The organism is Tenacibaculum discolor (assembly GCF_003664185.1).
Classification (GTDB): domain Bacteria; phylum Bacteroidota; class Bacteroidia; order Flavobacteriales; family Flavobacteriaceae; genus Polaribacter; species Polaribacter discolor.
Genome location: NZ_RCCS01000006.1, coordinates 95,621 through 112,318, shown reverse-complemented (window position 1 = coordinate 112,318; position 16,698 = coordinate 95,621). Strand labels below are relative to the sequence as shown.

The following is a 16,698-nucleotide window of genomic DNA, read 5'->3' as shown; positions in this document are numbered from 1 at the left end:
CTCAATTTAATTTTTTATTTATCTCTTTTATTTTCATAGATTTATGCGTCACCAAAATCATTTACATGCATATATCTTCAAAAGTTACACGTCTTTTTGATTTCCCCTATCACCAACTAAAAAACTATCCTCAACAACACTGCTTAGTTTCAAAAGTAAACAATGAATGGAAAAGTATATCTACTCAAAAATACATTGAAGACGCCAATACCATAAGTAAAGCTTTACTAAACCTTGGTGTTAGACCTGGAGATAAAATAGCTGTGATTACTTCTGTAAATCAACCAAAGTGGCATATTTTAGATATAGGAGTTATGCAAATAGGAGCTGTAAATGTACCTTTATATCCTACTTTTTCAGAAAAAGATTATGCCTATATCTTAAATCATTCTGATAGTGTTTATTGTTTTGTTTCTGATGATGAACTTTATCAAAAAGTAATAAAAGTTCAAGAACAAACACAACTTAAAAAGGTGTTTACTTTTGAAGATCTAGAGACAGACTATGGATGGAACTCTTTCCTAAACCTTGGCAAAGATGAAACCCATCAAACAACAGTGAATGAATTAAAAAAAGTTGTAGAACCATACGATTTAGCTACTATTATCTATACCTCAGGTACTACTGGAACTCCAAAAGGAGTTATGCTTTCACACAATAACATTGTTAGTAACGTTTTTGCTGTAGGGAAAAGACTCGATTTACAAGGAAATAAAAAAAGAGTTATTAGCTACTTACCTATTTGTCACATTTTTGAGCGTGCAGCATCTTATTATTGTCAATATATGGGCTTTGAAATTCATTTTGCTGAAAGTATTGATAAAGTTGGGGATAATTTACGTGAAATTCAACCTCATTTTATGGCAGTTGTTCCTAGATTATTAGAAAAAGTTTTTGATAAGATAGTTGATAAAGGAAGTAATTTAAAAGGTATAAAAAAACGTCTATTCTTCTGGGCATTGCAACTAGGAGAACAGTATAAACCATACAAAGAAAATGGTTGGTGGTATGAGTTTAAGCTCTCTATAGCCCGTAAACTTATTTTCTCAAAATGGAAAGAAGCTTTAGGCGGACAATTAGAATTTATGTTAGCGGGAAGCGCTCCTACACAAGCTAGACTTGTTAGAGTATTTACAGCTGCAGGAATTCCTGTTTTTGAAGGCTACGGACTTACCGAAACTTCTCCTGCTATCTCTGTAACCGATATGCGAAATAATGGCTTTAAAATAGGAACAGTTGGGAAAGTTATTGAAAACGTAAGTGTAAAAATAGCTGATGATGGAGAGATCTTAGTTAAAGGCCCTAACGTAATGATGGGTTATTATAAAGATTTAGAAAAAACTGACGAATCTATTGAAAACGACTATTTTCATACGGGAGATATCGGAGAACTAGATAATGAAGGTTTTTTAAAGATTACGGATAGAAAAAAAGAAATCTTCAAAACTTCTGGAGGTAAATATATTGCTCCTGCTATACTAGAAGGTGAATTAAAAAAATCACGTTTTATAGAACAAGTAATGGTTATTGGTGAAGGAGAAAAAATGCCTGCAGCATTAATCCAAGTAGCTTCAGAATTTGTTCAAGAATGGGCTAAAAGACATAACCATACTATTACAGATATAACTACAGATAAAAAACTAATCAAACGAATTCAAAAAGAAATTGATTTTTGTAATGAGAAGTTTGGTAAATGGGAGCAAATAAAACGTTTTGAAATTACTCCTGATGAATGGACTACAAATGCAGGTCATTTAACTCCGACATTAAAAATGAGACGAAAAATTATCTTAGAAAAATACAATAATCTATACCAAAAAATATATAATCCTCAATAAATCAACCAGTAAACTACAACTTGTGCAATCGGGGTATTTTTCATACTTTGCAAAGCCCAAAAATTTGAACATATGTCGATTGAAATTACGCGTCTTTTTGACTTTCCTTATTATCAACAAGAAAAATATAATTTAAAAAAAGCATTTATCACTAAATACAATGGTGAATGGCAATCTATATCAACAAATGAGTATATAGAAAAAGCCAACGCTATAAGTAGAGGTTTATTACGATTAGGAATACAACCAAACGATAAAATTGCTGTAATTTCAACCAACAATAGAACTGAATGGAATATTTGTGATATTGGAATACTACAAACAGGAGCTCAAAACGTTCCTATTTATCCAACCATTTCAAAAGAAGACTACGAATATATCTTAAACCACTCTGAAGCTACTTATTGTTTTGTTTCAGATGATACCATCTTAGAAAAGCTAAATCAAATAAAAGGAAATACAAAGCTTAAAGAAGTTTTTACTTTTGATGATATTCAAGGAGAAAAAAGTTGGAAAGAAGTTTTAGCATTAGGCGAAGATAATAGTAATCAAAATGAAGTTGAAGAGCGTAAAGCTGCTGTTAAAACTGACGATTTAGCTACCTTAATTTACACTTCTGGAACAACAGGACGCCCTAAAGGAGTTATGTTAAGTCATAAAAACATAGTTTCAAATGTATTGAGTAGTGAAAAAAGAGTCCCGCTTGAAAATGGACAAGGAAGAGCTTTGAGCTTTTTACCTGTTTGTCATATTTTTGAACGTATGCTATTATACTTATATCAATATTGTGGAATCTCTATTTATTTTGCAGAAGCTATTGATAAATTAAGTGAAAATGCACAAGAGGTAAAGCCTAATGTAATGACCGCTGTTCCTAGATTATATGAAAAAATATATGATAAAATATATGCCAAAGGAGCTGACTTAACAGGAATTAAAAAGAAATTATTCTTTTGGGCTATAGACTTAGGTTTACAATATGAGCCATATGGAGCTAACGGATGGTGGTATGAGAAGAAATTAAGTATTGCTAGAAAACTTATATTCTCTAAATGGCAAGCTGCTTTAGGTGGAGAATTAAAAATAATGGTATCTGGTTCTGCTGCATTACAATCTCGTTTAACAAGAGTATTTACAGCTGCTGGAATGCCTGTAATGGAAGGTTACGGTCTTACTGAAACTTCTCCTGTTATTTCAGTAAATGATATGCGTAATGGTGGTTTTAAAATAGGGACTGTAGGTAAGTTAATTGATGGTGTTGAAGTAAAAATAGCTGATAACGGTGAAATCCTAGTAAAAGGCCCTAACGTAATGCAAGGGTATTACAAAGACCCTGAAAAAACCGCTGAAGCATTACAAAACGGATATTTCCATACAGGTGATAAAGGTGAATTAAGTGAAGATGGTTTCTTAAAAATAACTGGACGTACTAAAGAAATGTTTAAAACCTCAGGTGGTAAGTATATTATTCCACCATTATTAGAAGGTCAGTTAAAACAATCTCGTTTTATAGAACAAGTAATGGTTATTGGTGAAGGTGAAAAAATGGCTGCTGCATTTATTCAACCAAACTTTGAGTTTGTACGTGAATGGGCACAAAGACATAACGTTACCTTAGGAGATAATAAAGACTTGGTAAGTAATCCTAAAGTCATAGAACGTATTCAAGAAGAAGTTGATTATGCCAATACAAAATTTGGTAAATGGGAAACTATTAAAAAGTTTGAATTAACTCCAGAAGAATGGTCTATTGATAGTGGTCACCTTACCCCTACGATGAAAATGAAACGAAACATTATTAGAGAAATGTATAAAGACTTATACGATAAAATTTATAGAGAATAATCGTTTATTTAAAGTGTTGTGAAAGCAACACTTTTTTCTTTTAAGATGACAAAAATAATTTCTTTTTCTTCGGATATATCTAACATTGAATTACCAAAAAAATTCGATTATCCATACAATTATTCACCTCACACCTTAGCTCAAATAGCTACTAAAGAATTACAAGAGTATTTAGTAAACCAAACCGATTTTTCTCACAACTTCGGAATCAAAAAACCTGAGGATGTAAAAGCGCTTGGAAAAATGTTTGGAGTATTAGTTATAGAGCAACAAGATGGAAATTTAGGATATGTAGCCGCTTTTTCAGGAAAACTAGCTGAAAGCACACAACATAAATATTTTGTTCCGCCAGTATTTGATGTGTTAGATGCAAATGAATTTTATATTAAAACAGAAGAACAGCTCAATGAATTAACTCATAAAATAGTAAGCTTAGAAAACGCTTCTGATTTTATTGAAATAAAAAAAATATATCAAAAAACACAACAACTACATGATAACCTTTTAACAAAAGAGCAGTCTAAAATTAAACAACGTAGAAAACTTAGAAAAGAATTAGCAAAACAAAACAATCAGTTAAATATTAACGAAGAGTTTTACTTACGTGAATATGAAGTGTATTTAAACGATAAAATAGCTCCTTTAAAAAAAGTATACGACACAAAACAGCAGCAAATTGAGGAGTTAAAGCAGAAACGAGCAAATATTTCAGCCTGGGCTCAACAAGAAATATTTAAAAAGTATGCTTTTCTTAATTATCGAGGAGAAACTAAAAACTTATTAGATATTTTTACTGACTCTACACAAAATATTCCTGCTGGTACTGGTGATTGTTGCGCTCCTAAATTACTTCAATATGCATACAAACATCAACTAAAACCTATTTGTATGGCCGAGTTTTGGTGGGGTAAGCCTTTGCAAACCTCTATAAGAAAACATCTAAACTACTACTCTGCTTGCACTGGTAAATGTAAACCTATTTTAACACACATGTTACAAGGAGTAACTGTAGAAGAAAACCCATTAGTGGCGCAATTAAAAGAAGAAAAAGAAATTACAATTATTCATGAAGATGCAGATTTATTAGTAATCAACAAACCCCATGAATTATTGTCAGTTGCTGGTAAAGAAATTAAAGATTCTGTTTTTAGTCGTATTCAAAAATTATATCCAAAAGCTACAGGCCCGTTAGTTGTACATCGTTTAGATATGTCAACCTCAGGAATACTATTAATAGCAAAAAATGAAGACACTTATAAAGCTTTACAGGCACAATTCATTAATAAAACTGTACAGAAACGCTACGTAGCTTTATTAGAAGGTGTTTTAAAAGATAAAAAAGGGATTATTGAGTTACCACTTAGAGTAGACCTAAATGATCGCCCTAAACAGCTTGTTTGTTATAAACATGGAAAAAAAGCACTTACTAAATGGGAAACTATAGAAACTATAGACAATAAAACCAAAGTGTACTTTTACCCTGTAACAGGACGTACACATCAGTTACGTATACATGCTGCACACATTTTAGGGCTAAACACTCCTATTATAGGTGATGATTTATACGGAAAGAAAGCAGATAGGTTGTATTTACATGCTGAAAAAATTACGTTTGTACACCCTACTTCAAAAGAACAAGTAAGCTTTATTGCTCCTGCACCTTTTTAATCGCAGGGCGATAGCCAAAAAAACCCTTAAACTTATTTTAAAATAGTTTTAAGTATTATTTGTGTAGCTAATATTGCACAATTTTATACTACATATTTTGTCTTTTTAAGTGTGCTTAAAATAATAAATGAAGCTAAAAAGAAAATAGCTAAACACAACACACTCCACTGCATAGAACCTGTAATTGCATTTAATGCTCCATATACAGCTGTTCCTAAAACAATTGCTATTTTTTCGGTAACATCATAAAAACTAAAATACGTGGCATGATCTTCTGTTTCTGGTAATAATTTTGAATACGTAGAACGTGTTAAGGTTTGAATAGCTCCTTGTACTAACCCTAATAAACCTCCTAACCCATAAAAATAGATATCAACATACTCTTGAGATTTATCTAAAGAAAAAGCACAAAAACAAACTAACATCCACACTGCAATCGTTACTTTTAAAGCAGTTATATTTCCCCATTTTTCTGAAAACCTTGAAAATAAAACAGCTCCTAAAATTGCAACAATTTGCACCAATAAAATGGTAATAATTAAACTCGTAGAAGACAACCCTAATTCTGATGAACCAAAAATAGCTGCCATTAAAATAATAGTTTGTACACTAATACTCAATAAGAAGAAAGAAATTAAAAAGCGTTTTAAGGTTGGGTAATTTAATAGCTCTTTAATTACTATTTGTAACTCTCTGTACCCTTTCCATATATAATCTTTTTCAGGTTTCTTGTTGTATACATTACCTGGTAAACGTTTAAAGGTAACTTGAGCAAACCCTAACCACCATAAACCTACCATAACAAAGGAAATTCTAGACGCCATTCCTGCACTAATACCTAAAGTTTCAGGAAACATAATCATAGCTAAATTTATTAGTAATAAAATAACAGAACCAATATATCCATATACAAAACCTTTGGCACTGGCTCTATCTTGTTGTTCTGGATGAGCTACCTCTGGTAAATAAGCATTATAAAACACCAAACTTGCCCAAAAACCTATACTTGCTAAAACAGTAAATAAGATTCCAATCCACACAGTGTCTATTCCATCAAAAAAGTACAAACTCATTACCGATAATGATCCTAGTGTACAGAAAAACTTCATAAACTTTTTCTTACTTCCCGTATAATCTGCAATACCTGATAAAATTGGAGAAATAAAAGCTACTACTAAAAAAGAAAACGATAAAGCATAGCTATATAAACTATCTGGATGCTCCCAATCCATACCCAAAAAGCTTACTATTTTACCTTCCGTTACTCCGCTGTAATACAACGGAAAAACGGCTGTACTAATTACTAATGAATATACTGAATTGGCCCAATCGTAAAATGCCCATCCATTAATTAACTTCTTGTCTCCTATTTTGTACATATAAATTCTAATAAAAAAAACCGTTCATTTAAAATGAACGGTTTGCAATATACTATAATTTATCAATCTTATTTACTCGTAGGCATGTTGTATTTTGCCGCTAACTTTTTAGCTTCAGGTAAAAAATTTCTTAAAGTCTGAATACGCGTTTGATTAGATGGGTGTGTACTCATAAATTCTGGTGGAGCTCCTCCTCCTGAACGTTGACTCATTCGTACCCATACTTCTGCTGCTTCTTCTCCATTATACCCTGCCATAATCATAAAAACCAACCCTAATTTATCAGCTTCAGTTTCATGTTGTCTACTAAATGGTAACATTACCCCTACTTGAGTTCCTAAACCATAAGCCATATTCCACATTTCAGCATTTTCACTGTTTTGAGTACCTAAAGCTAAAGCTACTCCTCCTAGTTGTTGTAACTGACCTGTAGACATACGTTCTTGCCCATGTTTTGCAAATGCGTGAGCAACTTCGTGTCCCATCACCGCTGCAATACCATCTTCATTAGCACAAATTGGTAGAATTCCTGTGTAAAAAACTACTTTCCCACCAGGTAAACACCATGCATTTACAGTTTTATCTTCAACTAAATTAAATTCCCACTTATAAGCATCAGCTTCTGCTTTCATACCATTAGCTCGCATAAAACGATCTACAGCTATAGAAATATTTTTCCCTACACGTCTAATCTCATTCGTTTTAGCAGTATTAGTAGATAGTTTATTCTCTTCTAAAAACCCCTTGTATTGTGCAAAACTTGCTGGTAATATTTGAGCATCATTCACAAAATTTAATCTTTTTCTTCCCGTAATTGGCACAGTGCTACACTCTACTAAAAAAGCGGCTAAAAATGTTAGGGCTATAATTTTTTTCATTGTTTAATAGTTTAAAGTTCTATGTTCTTGGTTGTATATTTTATGACACAAAATTAACTTATTTGTCACAAACTTGATAATATATTATGTCTTTAAAGCTACAAATTCTATCTTTATCTTAAAAACCAATTCATGAATTTTACGCATTCAAAAACTGCTGAACCTAGTATTAAAATTCCTAAACCTGTAATATTTTCAGCTAAAGCTTTGCAGTTTATATCTGTAAGTAAAGCTGCTAAGTTTGGGGCTAGGCTTTTTACGACTCCTGTTAACTTCCCTATTCCTAAAAGGGAAAAAGTAATGTTAGAGAGTGCTCAAAAGAAAACAATAAATGTGCCATCTATTTCAAGAGATGTTCAAGTGCTATCGTATGGTTACTCTACTAAAAAAGTATTATGGGTACATGGTTGGGCAGGAAGAAGTACTCAATTATATATGATTGCTGATAAGTTACTAGAAAAAGGCTATATGGTTATTTCTTTCGACGGACCAGCACATGGAAAGTCTACAGGAAAAACTACTGAAATGCCTGAATTTTTAGAAACCATTGCTGAAATCAATAAACAATTTGGACCATTTGAAGCTGCTATAGGACACTCTTTCGGTGGTGTATGCCTTTATAATGCCTTTTCAGAAGGTTTTACTGTAAACAAATTGGTTACCGTAGGAGCAGCAGATAAAATATCAGATGTTATTTTAAACTTTACTAAAAACTTACAAGTAAAACCTATCATAGCTCATAAAATGAAGAGCTTGTTTGATAAAAAATGGCAACGAGATATTGATACTCACTCTTCAAGTGTAAAAGCTAAAAGTGTAAAAATACCTACTCTAGTAGTCCATGACTCATTTGATGGTGATGTTGATGTAAGTTGTGCTGTAGCAATACGTCAAAACTTACAGAATGGAAAACTTTTAATTACTGAAGGCTTAGGACACACTAGAATTCTTCGTAACCCGAAAGTAGCTTCCAAAATTGTTGATTTTATAATTAAAGAACCATGAGAAAATTAGTTGTTTTATTCCTTTTAATAGTAACGGTTAGTACTACTGTAAATGCTCAAAAAAAGAAAAAATACCCGATAAATAAAACCAATAGTGAGTGGAAACAGTTGCTAACGCCAAAACAATATTATGTTCTTAGAGAAGCAGGTACAGAACGTCCAAACTCAAGCCCTTTAAACTTTAACAAGAAAGAAGGGACCTATGTATGTGCAGCCTGTAAAACCCCGCTATATAAATCTGAAAACAAATATGATTCAGGTAGTGGATGGCCTTCTTTTGATAGAGCAATTAAGGGAAATGTAGAGCTTGATACAGATTATAAACTAGGCTATGCTAGAACAGAGTTAAAATGTAATAAGTGTGGCGGACATTTAGGGCATTCTTTTAATGATGGTCCAAAAAAAACTACTGGTAAACGTCACTGTATTAATGGAGTTGCTTTAGAGTTTATTCCTAAAAAATAAAATTGTAAATTAAGGCTGGTTTTAACCAGTCTTTTTTATTAAAAAATATGCCATGCAAAACTCCTATTTAGAAAGTATAAGAAAACAAATAACCTACTATAAAAGTTTAGGCGATAAAACTTTTAATCAACTTACCCAAGAAGAACTATTTTACCAATATAATCAAGAAAGTAACTCTATAGCTGTAATAGCTAAACATATTGCGGGTAATATGCTATCACGTTGGACCAACTTTTTTACTGAAGATGGAGAAAAATCGTGGAGAAATAGAGATGATGAATTTGTAAAAACCTTTTCAACCAAAGAAGAAATGATTGCCTATTGGGAAAAAGGATGGAATTGCTTTTTAAACACTATTAATTCTTTAAAAGAAACCGATTTAGAAAAAATCATCTACATAAGAAATCAAGGACATACTGTAATCGAAGCAATTAATCGTCAAATTTGTCACTACCCATACCATATTGGTCAAATTGTATTTTTAGGGAAAATGTTACAAAACGAAAAGTGGGAATCCTTATCCATTCCTAAAAATGCTTCAAAAAACTTCAATCAAGAAAAATTTAGTCAAGAAAAAAGTCGCAAACATTTTACTGATGATTTATAGCATTTACTCCTATTCACACCAATAGAAAAACTAAAAAAATAGACTGCTATTCTTACAAATCATAAAAAAACACACACTTTTATACTATTAAGCAGAAAAAATCTGTAAACAAATTGCTAAAAACTAACAACTAATAACTAAATTTGTGCCTCTAAAAAATGAAGCCGATACATGTTTAATAATTTAAGCGAAAAGTTAGATAAAGCGTTACACACGCTGAAAGGACACGGAAAAATTACTGAAGTTAACGTTGCGGAAACTCTAAAAGAAGTTCGTAGAGCTTTATTAGATGCCGATGTTAACTTTAAAATAGCAAAGAATTTTACCAAAACAGTAAAAGAAAAAGCCTTAGGTCAAGACGTATTAACAACGTTAAACCCTGGGCAATTAATGGTGAAATTGGTTAAGGATGAATTAACCGAGTTAATGGGTGGTGATACTGTTGGTATTAACCTAGGAGGTTCACCTACTGTAATTTTAATGTCTGGTTTACAAGGTTCAGGTAAAACAACCTTTTCTGGTAAATTAGCTAACTATCTTAAAACTAAGAAAACTAAACAAGTTTTATTAGTAGGATGTGATGTATACCGTCCTGCCGCAATTAACCAGTTACGTGTTGTTGGAGAGCAAATTGGAGTTGAGGTATATGCAGAAGAAGGAAATCAAAATCCGGTAGAAATTTCTCAAAATGCTATTAAGCATGCAAAAGCAAACGGTAAAAATGTGGTAATTATCGATACCGCGGGTCGTTTAGCTGTTGATGAAGAAATGATGACCGAAATTTCTAACATCCATAAAGCAGTAAAACCACAAGAAACTTTATTTGTGGTAGACTCTATGACAGGGCAAGATGCTGTAAACACAGCTAAAGCCTTTAACGATGTATTAAATTTTGACGGAGTTATTTTAACCAAGTTAGATGGTGATACACGTGGGGGTGCTGCAATATCTATTAAATCGGTAGTAAATAAGCCAATTAAGTTTATAGGTACGGGTGAAAAAATGGATGCTATTGATGTATTCCACCCAAGTCGTATGGCTGATCGTATTTTAGGAATGGGAGACGTTGTTTCGTTAGTAGAACGTGCCCAAGAACAATACGATGAAGAAGAAGCTAGAAAATTACAAAAGAAGATTGCTAAAAATCAGTTTGGTTTTGATGATTTCTTAAATCAAATCAATCAAATCAAAAAGATGGGTAGCATGAAAGACTTAGTAGGTATGATTCCTGGTGCTGGTAAAGCATTAAAAGACGTTGATATTGACGACGATGCTTTTAAAGGAATTGAAGCCATTATACACTCTATGACTCCTGAAGAAAGAAGTACTCCTTCTGTTATTAATGCAAGTCGTAAAAAACGAATTGCTAAAGGTTCCGGAACTTCGGTGCAAGAAGTTAACCAGTTAATGAAGCAATTCGATCAAATGAGCAAAATGATGAAGATGATGCAAGGTGGTGGCGGAAGAAAAATGATGCAAATGATGAAAGGCATGAGATAATATTAAATAAAAGAGAAGTTTTGTCGACTTCTCTTTTTTCTTTTTAAATTAACAACAACACACTGAATAACACACAACAACACACACAAATGATTTTACTAGACGGTAAAAAGACATCAGCAGACATTAAAGAAGAAATTGCTTTAGAAGTAGCAGCATTAAAAGCTAACGATAAAAAAACACCACATTTAGCAGCTGTTATCGTTGGTAACGACGGAGCAAGTTTAACCTATGTAAATGCAAAAGTAAAAGCGTGCGAACGCGTAGGGTTTGAATCTACTTTAATTCGTCTTCCTGAAGAAACTACTGAAGAAGAATTATTAAACGAAATTGCTATTTTAAATATTGATAATGATATTGATGGTTTTATAGTACAACTACCCCTACCCGATCATATTGATGAACAAAAGGTATTAATGGCTGTAAACCCTGATAAAGATGTAGACGGTTTCCACCCTATGAATGTAGGAAAAATGGCATTAAACTTACCAACGTACATTTCTGCAACTCCTTTTGGAATTTTAGAATTGTTAGATCGTTATAATATTGAAACCTCTGGTAAAGATGTAGTAGTTATTGGTCGTAGCCATATAGTAGGAAGCCCAATGAGTATTTTACTATCACAAAAAAGAAAAGTAGGAAACGCAACCGTTACTCTAACACATAGTAGAACCAAAAACTTAAAAGAGGTTACTAAAAGAGCAGATATTATTATAGCTGCTATTGGTATTCCTGAGTTTTTAAAAGGTGATATGGTAAAAGATGATGTAGTAATTATAGATGTAGGTATTACACGAGTTGCCGACCCTTCTAAGAAAAGAGGTTTTAGATTGGTAGGTGATGTTGCTTTTAATGAGGTAAAAGAAAAGGCATCTCACATTACACCTGTACCAGGCGGTGTAGGACCTATGACAATTGCAATGCTATTAAAAAACACCTTATTGGCTTGTGAACGTAGACAAGAAGAAGATTAAAAACACACATTATATATAATACAAAAGACTGCCCTTAAAAGCAGTCTTTTTTTGTTGTAATATCAGTTAAAAGCACTTGTTAACCATATTTAACTATCTTTTTGTTATATTGTTTAGTGTCAAGTTGTAAAAGTCTTGAGAAACAGAATAAAATAGATTTTAATGGCAGATAACAAAAAACTATATAAAATAGCATTTGGACTTGCAATATTTACAATAATCTATAACATTGCAGAAGGAATTATCTCAACATACTTAGGGTTTGAAGATGAAAGTCTTGCTCTTTTTGGTTTTGGATCAGATAGTTTTATAGAGGTTATTTCAGGACTTGGAATTGCCCATATGATAGTAAGAATTCAAAAAAATCCTAATAGTAAACGTGATGATTTTGAGCGAACAGCATTAAGAATTACTGGAATTGCTTTTTATATATTGGTTTTTGGACTTGTAGTAACCAGTATTTATAATATCTGGACAGGACATAAACCACTTACAACTTTTTGGGGAGTTGTTATTTCTATAATTTCTATCCTAATAATGTGGATATTGGTTGTTTGGAAAAGAAAGGTTGGTAATCAACTTAATTCCGTACCAATTTTAGCCGATGCAAATTGTACAATGGTCTGTGTTTATATGTCTATAATTTTACTTGTGAGTAGCGGAGTTTATGAATTGTTTAATATTCCTTACATAGACAGTATTGGAACACTTGGACTTTCTTACTTTGCCTTTAAAGAAGGAAGAGAATGCTTTGAAAAAGCTAAAAGCGATAAAAACTGCTATTGCGATTAGATAAAAAATCAACGTGCAATAAATATAAAACTACTACTCTCCTCCTTTCTAACCCTCTACTTCTTAAACACCTGTTTAATTACCTTTTTTGTTATATTAGCCACCTTTGGCTACGATTGTACAATAAATATGAATATTGTTTTTTGTAGCGTACAGAGAGATTACTCATAAAAACACAAGGCTATTGGAAAGTAAAATAGAACTTATTGAAAGTATTGGAAAGATTATTGTATTTATGATGATACTTCTTTCTGTTTTTCTTTTTACTGTTAAAACAAAAAATAAAGTGCCAAATACAATTTTTGGTATTTACTTACTGGTTATTACATTTGATTTAATAGGTTTATTTACAAACAAAACTCTACAATATCCTGCTATTCAAAATTTAAAAGTAGCCTCTAGCCTACTGCAATTACCTTTGTTCTATCTCTATGTATTATCAGCTTGTTATTCAAATTTTAAGATTACAAAAAAGCATGAGCATGCTATTCATTTCTTCTTATTTATCGTTTTTCTAGTCATTTTTTATATTACGGATGCATCTAATCAGAGCTTATTACTTTATGAAATAGTCAGTGAAATACAATTTATTAGTTACATCATTGCCATATTTATAGTTTTGAAAAAATACAAAACAATCTATCTTGAAAACTATTCAAACGCCAATTATGCCGTTTATAAATGGCTATTTCAAATTACATTATTTTCTTGCATAGCTCACTCATTTGTGCTGGTAAGATGGTTTTTATCCAACTCTATCTATCAAGAATACGTTTTAAATATTAATCTATTAATAAGTTTTTCTGTTTTATCTATTACTATCTTTTTTGTGTTAAAAGCGTTGTACTATCCACAACTTTTTACGGGTATAAATATGAACTTAGAGCCACTTAGTACTACTTCAAAAAAGAAAACCAAGGCATTAAGTGCGAAAGAGAGCGAGGTTGAAAGCCAGTACTTAGAAACACTCATCACGTTTATGAATGATAAAAAACCGTATTTAGACTTTGAATTAACCTTGCAAAAACTATCTGTTAAAACCGAGATTCCAGAAAAAGAATTATCGCTATTAATTAATCATCATTTAGGAAAACACTTTTTTGATTTTATAAATGAGTACCGTATAAATGATGCAAAAACACTACTACAAGCCCCTTCTAAAAAAGACCTTACAGTATTAGAAATCTTATACGAAGTAGGTTTTAATTCTAAGTCTTCATTTTATAGTGCTTTTAAGAAAGCAACAAACCAAACTCCAACACAATACAGAAAATCAAGAGTTTAAACTTGGTCTTACTTTTAATTGTACTCTTTTTTACATAAAAATGAGTCCGACTTTCTTTACTCGGACGTTTATAAACGCGTAATAATTCATATTTGCATCAAATTAAAACTGTACAAACATGAAGTTTATTAACTCTCTCATATTAATAATAACTATTCAATTCTGCTTTAGTCAACAAACACCAAAAGAACTAAAGGATATTGAAAGTGAGATTAATCAATTGATGAAAAAATACAAGGCCGTCGGGGTATCTGTGGCTGTAGTTAAAAATAACAAAGTGATATACTCAAAAGGATTTGGTTATAGAGATTTAGAAAATAAACTACCTGTTACTACCAATACTATTTTTCCTATTGGGTCTGTTACTAAATCATTTACAGGATCTGTTTTAGGTATTTTAGCATCTAAAAATCAAGTATCTCTAAAAAACAAACCAGCATTTTATCTTCCAAATTTTGAGTTTTATAACGACACCATGAACAATTTAATAACCATTGAAGACCTTTTAAGCCATAAAAGCGGAATAGGAAATCAAGGAACTACACAAATATTCTTTCCAGAGAAAAACAGATTGAAGATGGTACAACGTCTCAAATATTTAAAACCTGAAGCTGAAGTAAAAAATAGTTTTGCCTATAGTAATATGGCATACACCCTTGCAGGAACAATTATTGAGCAAGTTACAGGAGATAGTTGGGAAACCAATATTAAAGAAAAGATATTTACTCCACTAGAAATGACTAATTCATATATCATATTAGATAAAATGAAAAAAACGTCTAATTACTCTTTACCCTATGGTATATATAAAGGAGAAATTGAGAGAGTAACCTTCGAAGAATTTAACACCATTAGTGCTGCAGGTGCCATTAAGAGTACTGTAAATGATATGACTAATTGGATATTAACTTGGTTAAACAACGGCGTATATAAAAACTCTCAAATCATTCCTAAAGAATACATAAAGAAAGCAACAACTCTTCAAAATAGTAACGAAGGAAGTTATGAAAAAGACGCTTTTTTATTCGGAGAAGGCTTTGGATGGCGTCTACGATCTAGCTGCGGACGTTTTAGAGTTGAACACGGAGGAAACACCTACGGGTTTAGTTCAGATCTGGCACTATTTCCTTTTGAAAACATAGGAATTGTGGTTTTAACCAACCAAGATAACTCTCTCTTACCTTATATGATAGTGGACACTATTACAAGAAGATTATTTAATATTACCCCAGAACCTAACTATCCAGTTAAAGTAAAAGAAATATATAAGCCTATGCCTTATAAGCAATTTAATAAGGATAAAATGCCAACCTATTCTTTAAATTCATTTTGTGGCGCTTATGAGGCTAAAGGGTTTGGAAGGATAGATATTGTTAAAGAAAATGGTAAACTATATGCTATTTTACCTACCTATAAATTTCAGTTGGAGCATTTAAACTATGACTCTTTTTTCTTAAAACCTACTAAAGAGTTTAAAGACGTATTTAATCCTCAATTTGACATTCAATTTATGAATAATATTAAAGGAAAAATTACATCATTAAAAATGTACTCTCAAAAAGAACCTATAGAGTTTAATAAGATACAGTAAACTTGTGTGAGTAGATTTTCACCTCCAAAAAACACCATATTAGCTTATGAGTGAAGACAAGAAAATAGTTAATCAACAACCTTTATGAATAAAAAAACTCCAAACTGCTGTTTGGAGTTCTCTTTTATAAGTTATTCTCTATAAAATCGTATTAAAAATACTGGTTAACCTCAGTATCAGTAGGCAACTCTACTGGTTCTTTTCCTTGTTTAAATAAACGTGCGGTATAACTTCCTCTTAACGTAATAGTTGCTCCGTTAACCTCTAACCAACTACCTTCACGTAGTCCTAACACAGGAGTTTCGTTAAATATATGATACTCTTTAATACGTGTTTCTCGTGTTTCGCCCATGTGGGTAGAGTCTGGATTAGGATCTAAATAATGCGCATTAATATTAAACGGAATAAACCCTAAGGTTTTAAAACTCGGTGGATATACGATAGGCATATCGTTCGTATTCATCATAGTTACCCCACAAATATTACTTCCTGCACTAGTACCTAAATACGGAGTTCCGTTTTCAACTGCCGTTGTTAAATCTGGTAGTATATCATTTTTATATAATTGGTTTACCAGTTCAAACGTATTACCTCCACCTGTAAAAATTGCTTCAGCTTTTAAAACAGCATCCTTCGGGTTATCAAACTCGTGTATTCCAACCACTTCTTTACCAATTGTAGCAAAAGCTTTGCGAGCTACAGAAGTGTATTCATCATATGTTTTTCCGCTTGCGCGTGCATACGGAATAAATAGTATGGTAGTTGCTTCTTTAAAAAAGTTTTTTAAGGTGGGTAAAATATATTCTAGGTACCCACTACCATGAACGGTAGATGTACTTGCTACAATTAGTTTTTTCATTATTTTCTTTGTT

Annotated in this window: 14 protein-coding genes; 11 read left to right on the top strand and 3 right to left on the bottom strand. The window is 31.9% G+C overall.

All coding sequences use genetic code 11. From position 1 onward, the window contains the following. Window positions 1-65 precede the first annotated feature (65 nt). The 3 genes from C8N27_RS06680 to C8N27_RS06670 all read left to right on the top strand — a co-directional run bounded on the left by C8N27_RS06680 (window position 66) and on the right by C8N27_RS06670 (window position 5,351). On the top strand, window positions 66-1,838 hold the full coding sequence (locus C8N27_RS06680; RefSeq protein WP_121146745.1) for an AMP-dependent synthetase/ligase: 1,773 nt from the start codon (window positions 66-68) through the stop codon (window positions 1,836-1,838). 72 nt (window positions 1,839-1,910) lie between these two features. Further along, window positions 1,911-3,683, top strand: a complete 1,773-nt coding sequence (locus C8N27_RS06675) for an AMP-dependent synthetase/ligase (RefSeq protein WP_028892070.1) — start codon at window positions 1,911-1,913, stop codon at window positions 3,681-3,683. A 45-nt stretch (window positions 3,684-3,728) separates the two neighbouring features. Next, window positions 3,729-5,351 (top strand): pseudouridine synthase, encoded by a 1,623-nt coding sequence (locus C8N27_RS06670; RefSeq protein WP_121146744.1) that lies wholly within the window; start codon window positions 3,729-3,731, stop codon window positions 5,349-5,351. A gap of 83 nt (window positions 5,352-5,434) precedes the next feature. On the opposite strand, the gene C8N27_RS06665 is transcribed toward C8N27_RS06670, so the two are convergent. Both C8N27_RS06665 and C8N27_RS06660 read right to left on the bottom strand, forming a co-directional pair. Continuing rightward, the gene (locus C8N27_RS06665; RefSeq protein WP_099214508.1) at window positions 5,435-6,730 is read right to left on the bottom strand and encodes an MFS transporter; all 1,296 of its coding nucleotides are present in this window, start codon (window positions 6,728-6,730) and stop codon (window positions 5,435-5,437) included. A gap of 68 nt (window positions 6,731-6,798) precedes the next feature. Next, window positions 6,799-7,608 (bottom strand): M48 family metallopeptidase, encoded by an 810-nt coding sequence (locus C8N27_RS06660; protein ID WP_121146743.1) that lies wholly within the window; start codon window positions 7,606-7,608, stop codon window positions 6,799-6,801. Between the two features lie 132 nt (window positions 7,609-7,740). Between C8N27_RS06660 and C8N27_RS06655 the strand changes: the two genes are divergently transcribed. From C8N27_RS06655 to C8N27_RS06620, 8 genes are all read left to right on the top strand, one after another. After that, window positions 7,741-8,613: an alpha/beta hydrolase gene (locus C8N27_RS06655; protein WP_121146742.1), complete on the top strand. Its 873-nt coding sequence runs from the start codon at window positions 7,741-7,743 to the stop codon at window positions 8,611-8,613. Further along, window positions 8,610-9,077: a peptide-methionine (R)-S-oxide reductase MsrB gene (gene msrB / locus C8N27_RS06650; protein ID WP_099214511.1), complete on the top strand. Its 468-nt coding sequence runs from the start codon at window positions 8,610-8,612 to the stop codon at window positions 9,075-9,077. Before C8N27_RS06655 ends, msrB begins: the two co-directional genes overlap by 4 nt. Before the next feature lie 52 nt (window positions 9,078-9,129). Next, complete coding sequence (locus C8N27_RS06645; RefSeq protein ID WP_121146741.1) at window positions 9,130-9,684, top strand: DUF1572 family protein; 555 nt, start codon at window positions 9,130-9,132, stop codon at window positions 9,682-9,684. Between the two features lie 171 nt (window positions 9,685-9,855). Next, window positions 9,856-11,184, top strand: coding sequence for a signal recognition particle protein (gene ffh / locus C8N27_RS06640; RefSeq protein WP_099214513.1), 1,329 nt, complete (start codon window positions 9,856-9,858; stop codon window positions 11,182-11,184). 89 nt (window positions 11,185-11,273) lie between these two features. Beyond that, window positions 11,274-12,158 (top strand): bifunctional methylenetetrahydrofolate dehydrogenase/methenyltetrahydrofolate cyclohydrolase FolD, encoded by an 885-nt coding sequence (folD, locus tag C8N27_RS06635; protein WP_099214514.1) that lies wholly within the window; start codon window positions 11,274-11,276, stop codon window positions 12,156-12,158. Window positions 12,159-12,320: 162 nt separating this feature from the next. Continuing rightward, on the top strand, window positions 12,321-12,950 hold the full coding sequence (locus C8N27_RS06630; protein WP_121146740.1) for a cation efflux transmembrane domain-containing protein: 630 nt from the start codon (window positions 12,321-12,323) through the stop codon (window positions 12,948-12,950). Between the two features lie 184 nt (window positions 12,951-13,134). Continuing rightward, window positions 13,135-14,235: a helix-turn-helix domain-containing protein gene (locus C8N27_RS06625; protein WP_121146739.1), complete on the top strand. Its 1,101-nt coding sequence runs from the start codon at window positions 13,135-13,137 to the stop codon at window positions 14,233-14,235. A gap of 118 nt (window positions 14,236-14,353) precedes the next feature. Beyond that, the gene (locus tag C8N27_RS06620) at window positions 14,354-15,826 is read left to right on the top strand and encodes a serine hydrolase (protein WP_121146738.1); all 1,473 of its coding nucleotides are present in this window, start codon (window positions 14,354-14,356) and stop codon (window positions 15,824-15,826) included. Between the two features lie 151 nt (window positions 15,827-15,977). On the opposite strand, the gene pepE is transcribed toward C8N27_RS06620, so the two are convergent. Beyond that, the gene (gene pepE / locus C8N27_RS06615; protein ID WP_121146737.1) at window positions 15,978-16,685 is read right to left on the bottom strand and encodes a dipeptidase PepE; all 708 of its coding nucleotides are present in this window, start codon (window positions 16,683-16,685) and stop codon (window positions 15,978-15,980) included. Window positions 16,686-16,698 lie beyond the last annotated feature (13 nt).

Bases quoted from the DNA above. Each gene is read 5' to 3' on its own strand.
- C8N27_RS06680 (WP_121146745.1), top strand. From the start codon at position 66: ATGCATATATCTTCAAAAGTTACACGTCTTTTTGATTTCCCCTATCAC.
- C8N27_RS06675 (WP_028892070.1), top strand. From the start codon at position 1,911: ATGTCGATTGAAATTACGCGTCTTTTTGACTTTCCTTATTATCAACAA.
- C8N27_RS06670 (WP_121146744.1), top strand. From the start codon at position 3,729: ATGACAAAAATAATTTCTTTTTCTTCGGATATATCTAACATTGAATTA.
- C8N27_RS06665 (WP_099214508.1), bottom strand. From the start codon at position 6,730: ATGTACAAAATAGGAGACAAGAAGTTAATTAATGGATGGGCATTTTAC.
- C8N27_RS06660 (WP_121146743.1), bottom strand. From the start codon at position 7,608: ATGAAAAAAATTATAGCCCTAACATTTTTAGCCGCTTTTTTAGTAGAG.
- C8N27_RS06655 (WP_121146742.1), top strand. From the start codon at position 7,741: ATGAATTTTACGCATTCAAAAACTGCTGAACCTAGTATTAAAATTCCT.
- msrB (WP_099214511.1), top strand. From the start codon at position 8,610: ATGAGAAAATTAGTTGTTTTATTCCTTTTAATAGTAACGGTTAGTACT.
- C8N27_RS06645 (WP_121146741.1), top strand. From the start codon at position 9,130: ATGCAAAACTCCTATTTAGAAAGTATAAGAAAACAAATAACCTACTAT.
- ffh (WP_099214513.1), top strand. From the start codon at position 9,856: ATGTTTAATAATTTAAGCGAAAAGTTAGATAAAGCGTTACACACGCTG.
- folD (WP_099214514.1), top strand. From the start codon at position 11,274: ATGATTTTACTAGACGGTAAAAAGACATCAGCAGACATTAAAGAAGAA.
- C8N27_RS06630 (WP_121146740.1), top strand. From the start codon at position 12,321: ATGGCAGATAACAAAAAACTATATAAAATAGCATTTGGACTTGCAATA.
- C8N27_RS06620 (WP_121146738.1), top strand. From the start codon at position 14,354: ATGAAGTTTATTAACTCTCTCATATTAATAATAACTATTCAATTCTGC.
- pepE (WP_121146737.1), bottom strand. From the start codon at position 16,685: ATGAAAAAACTAATTGTAGCAAGTACATCTACCGTTCATGGTAGTGGG.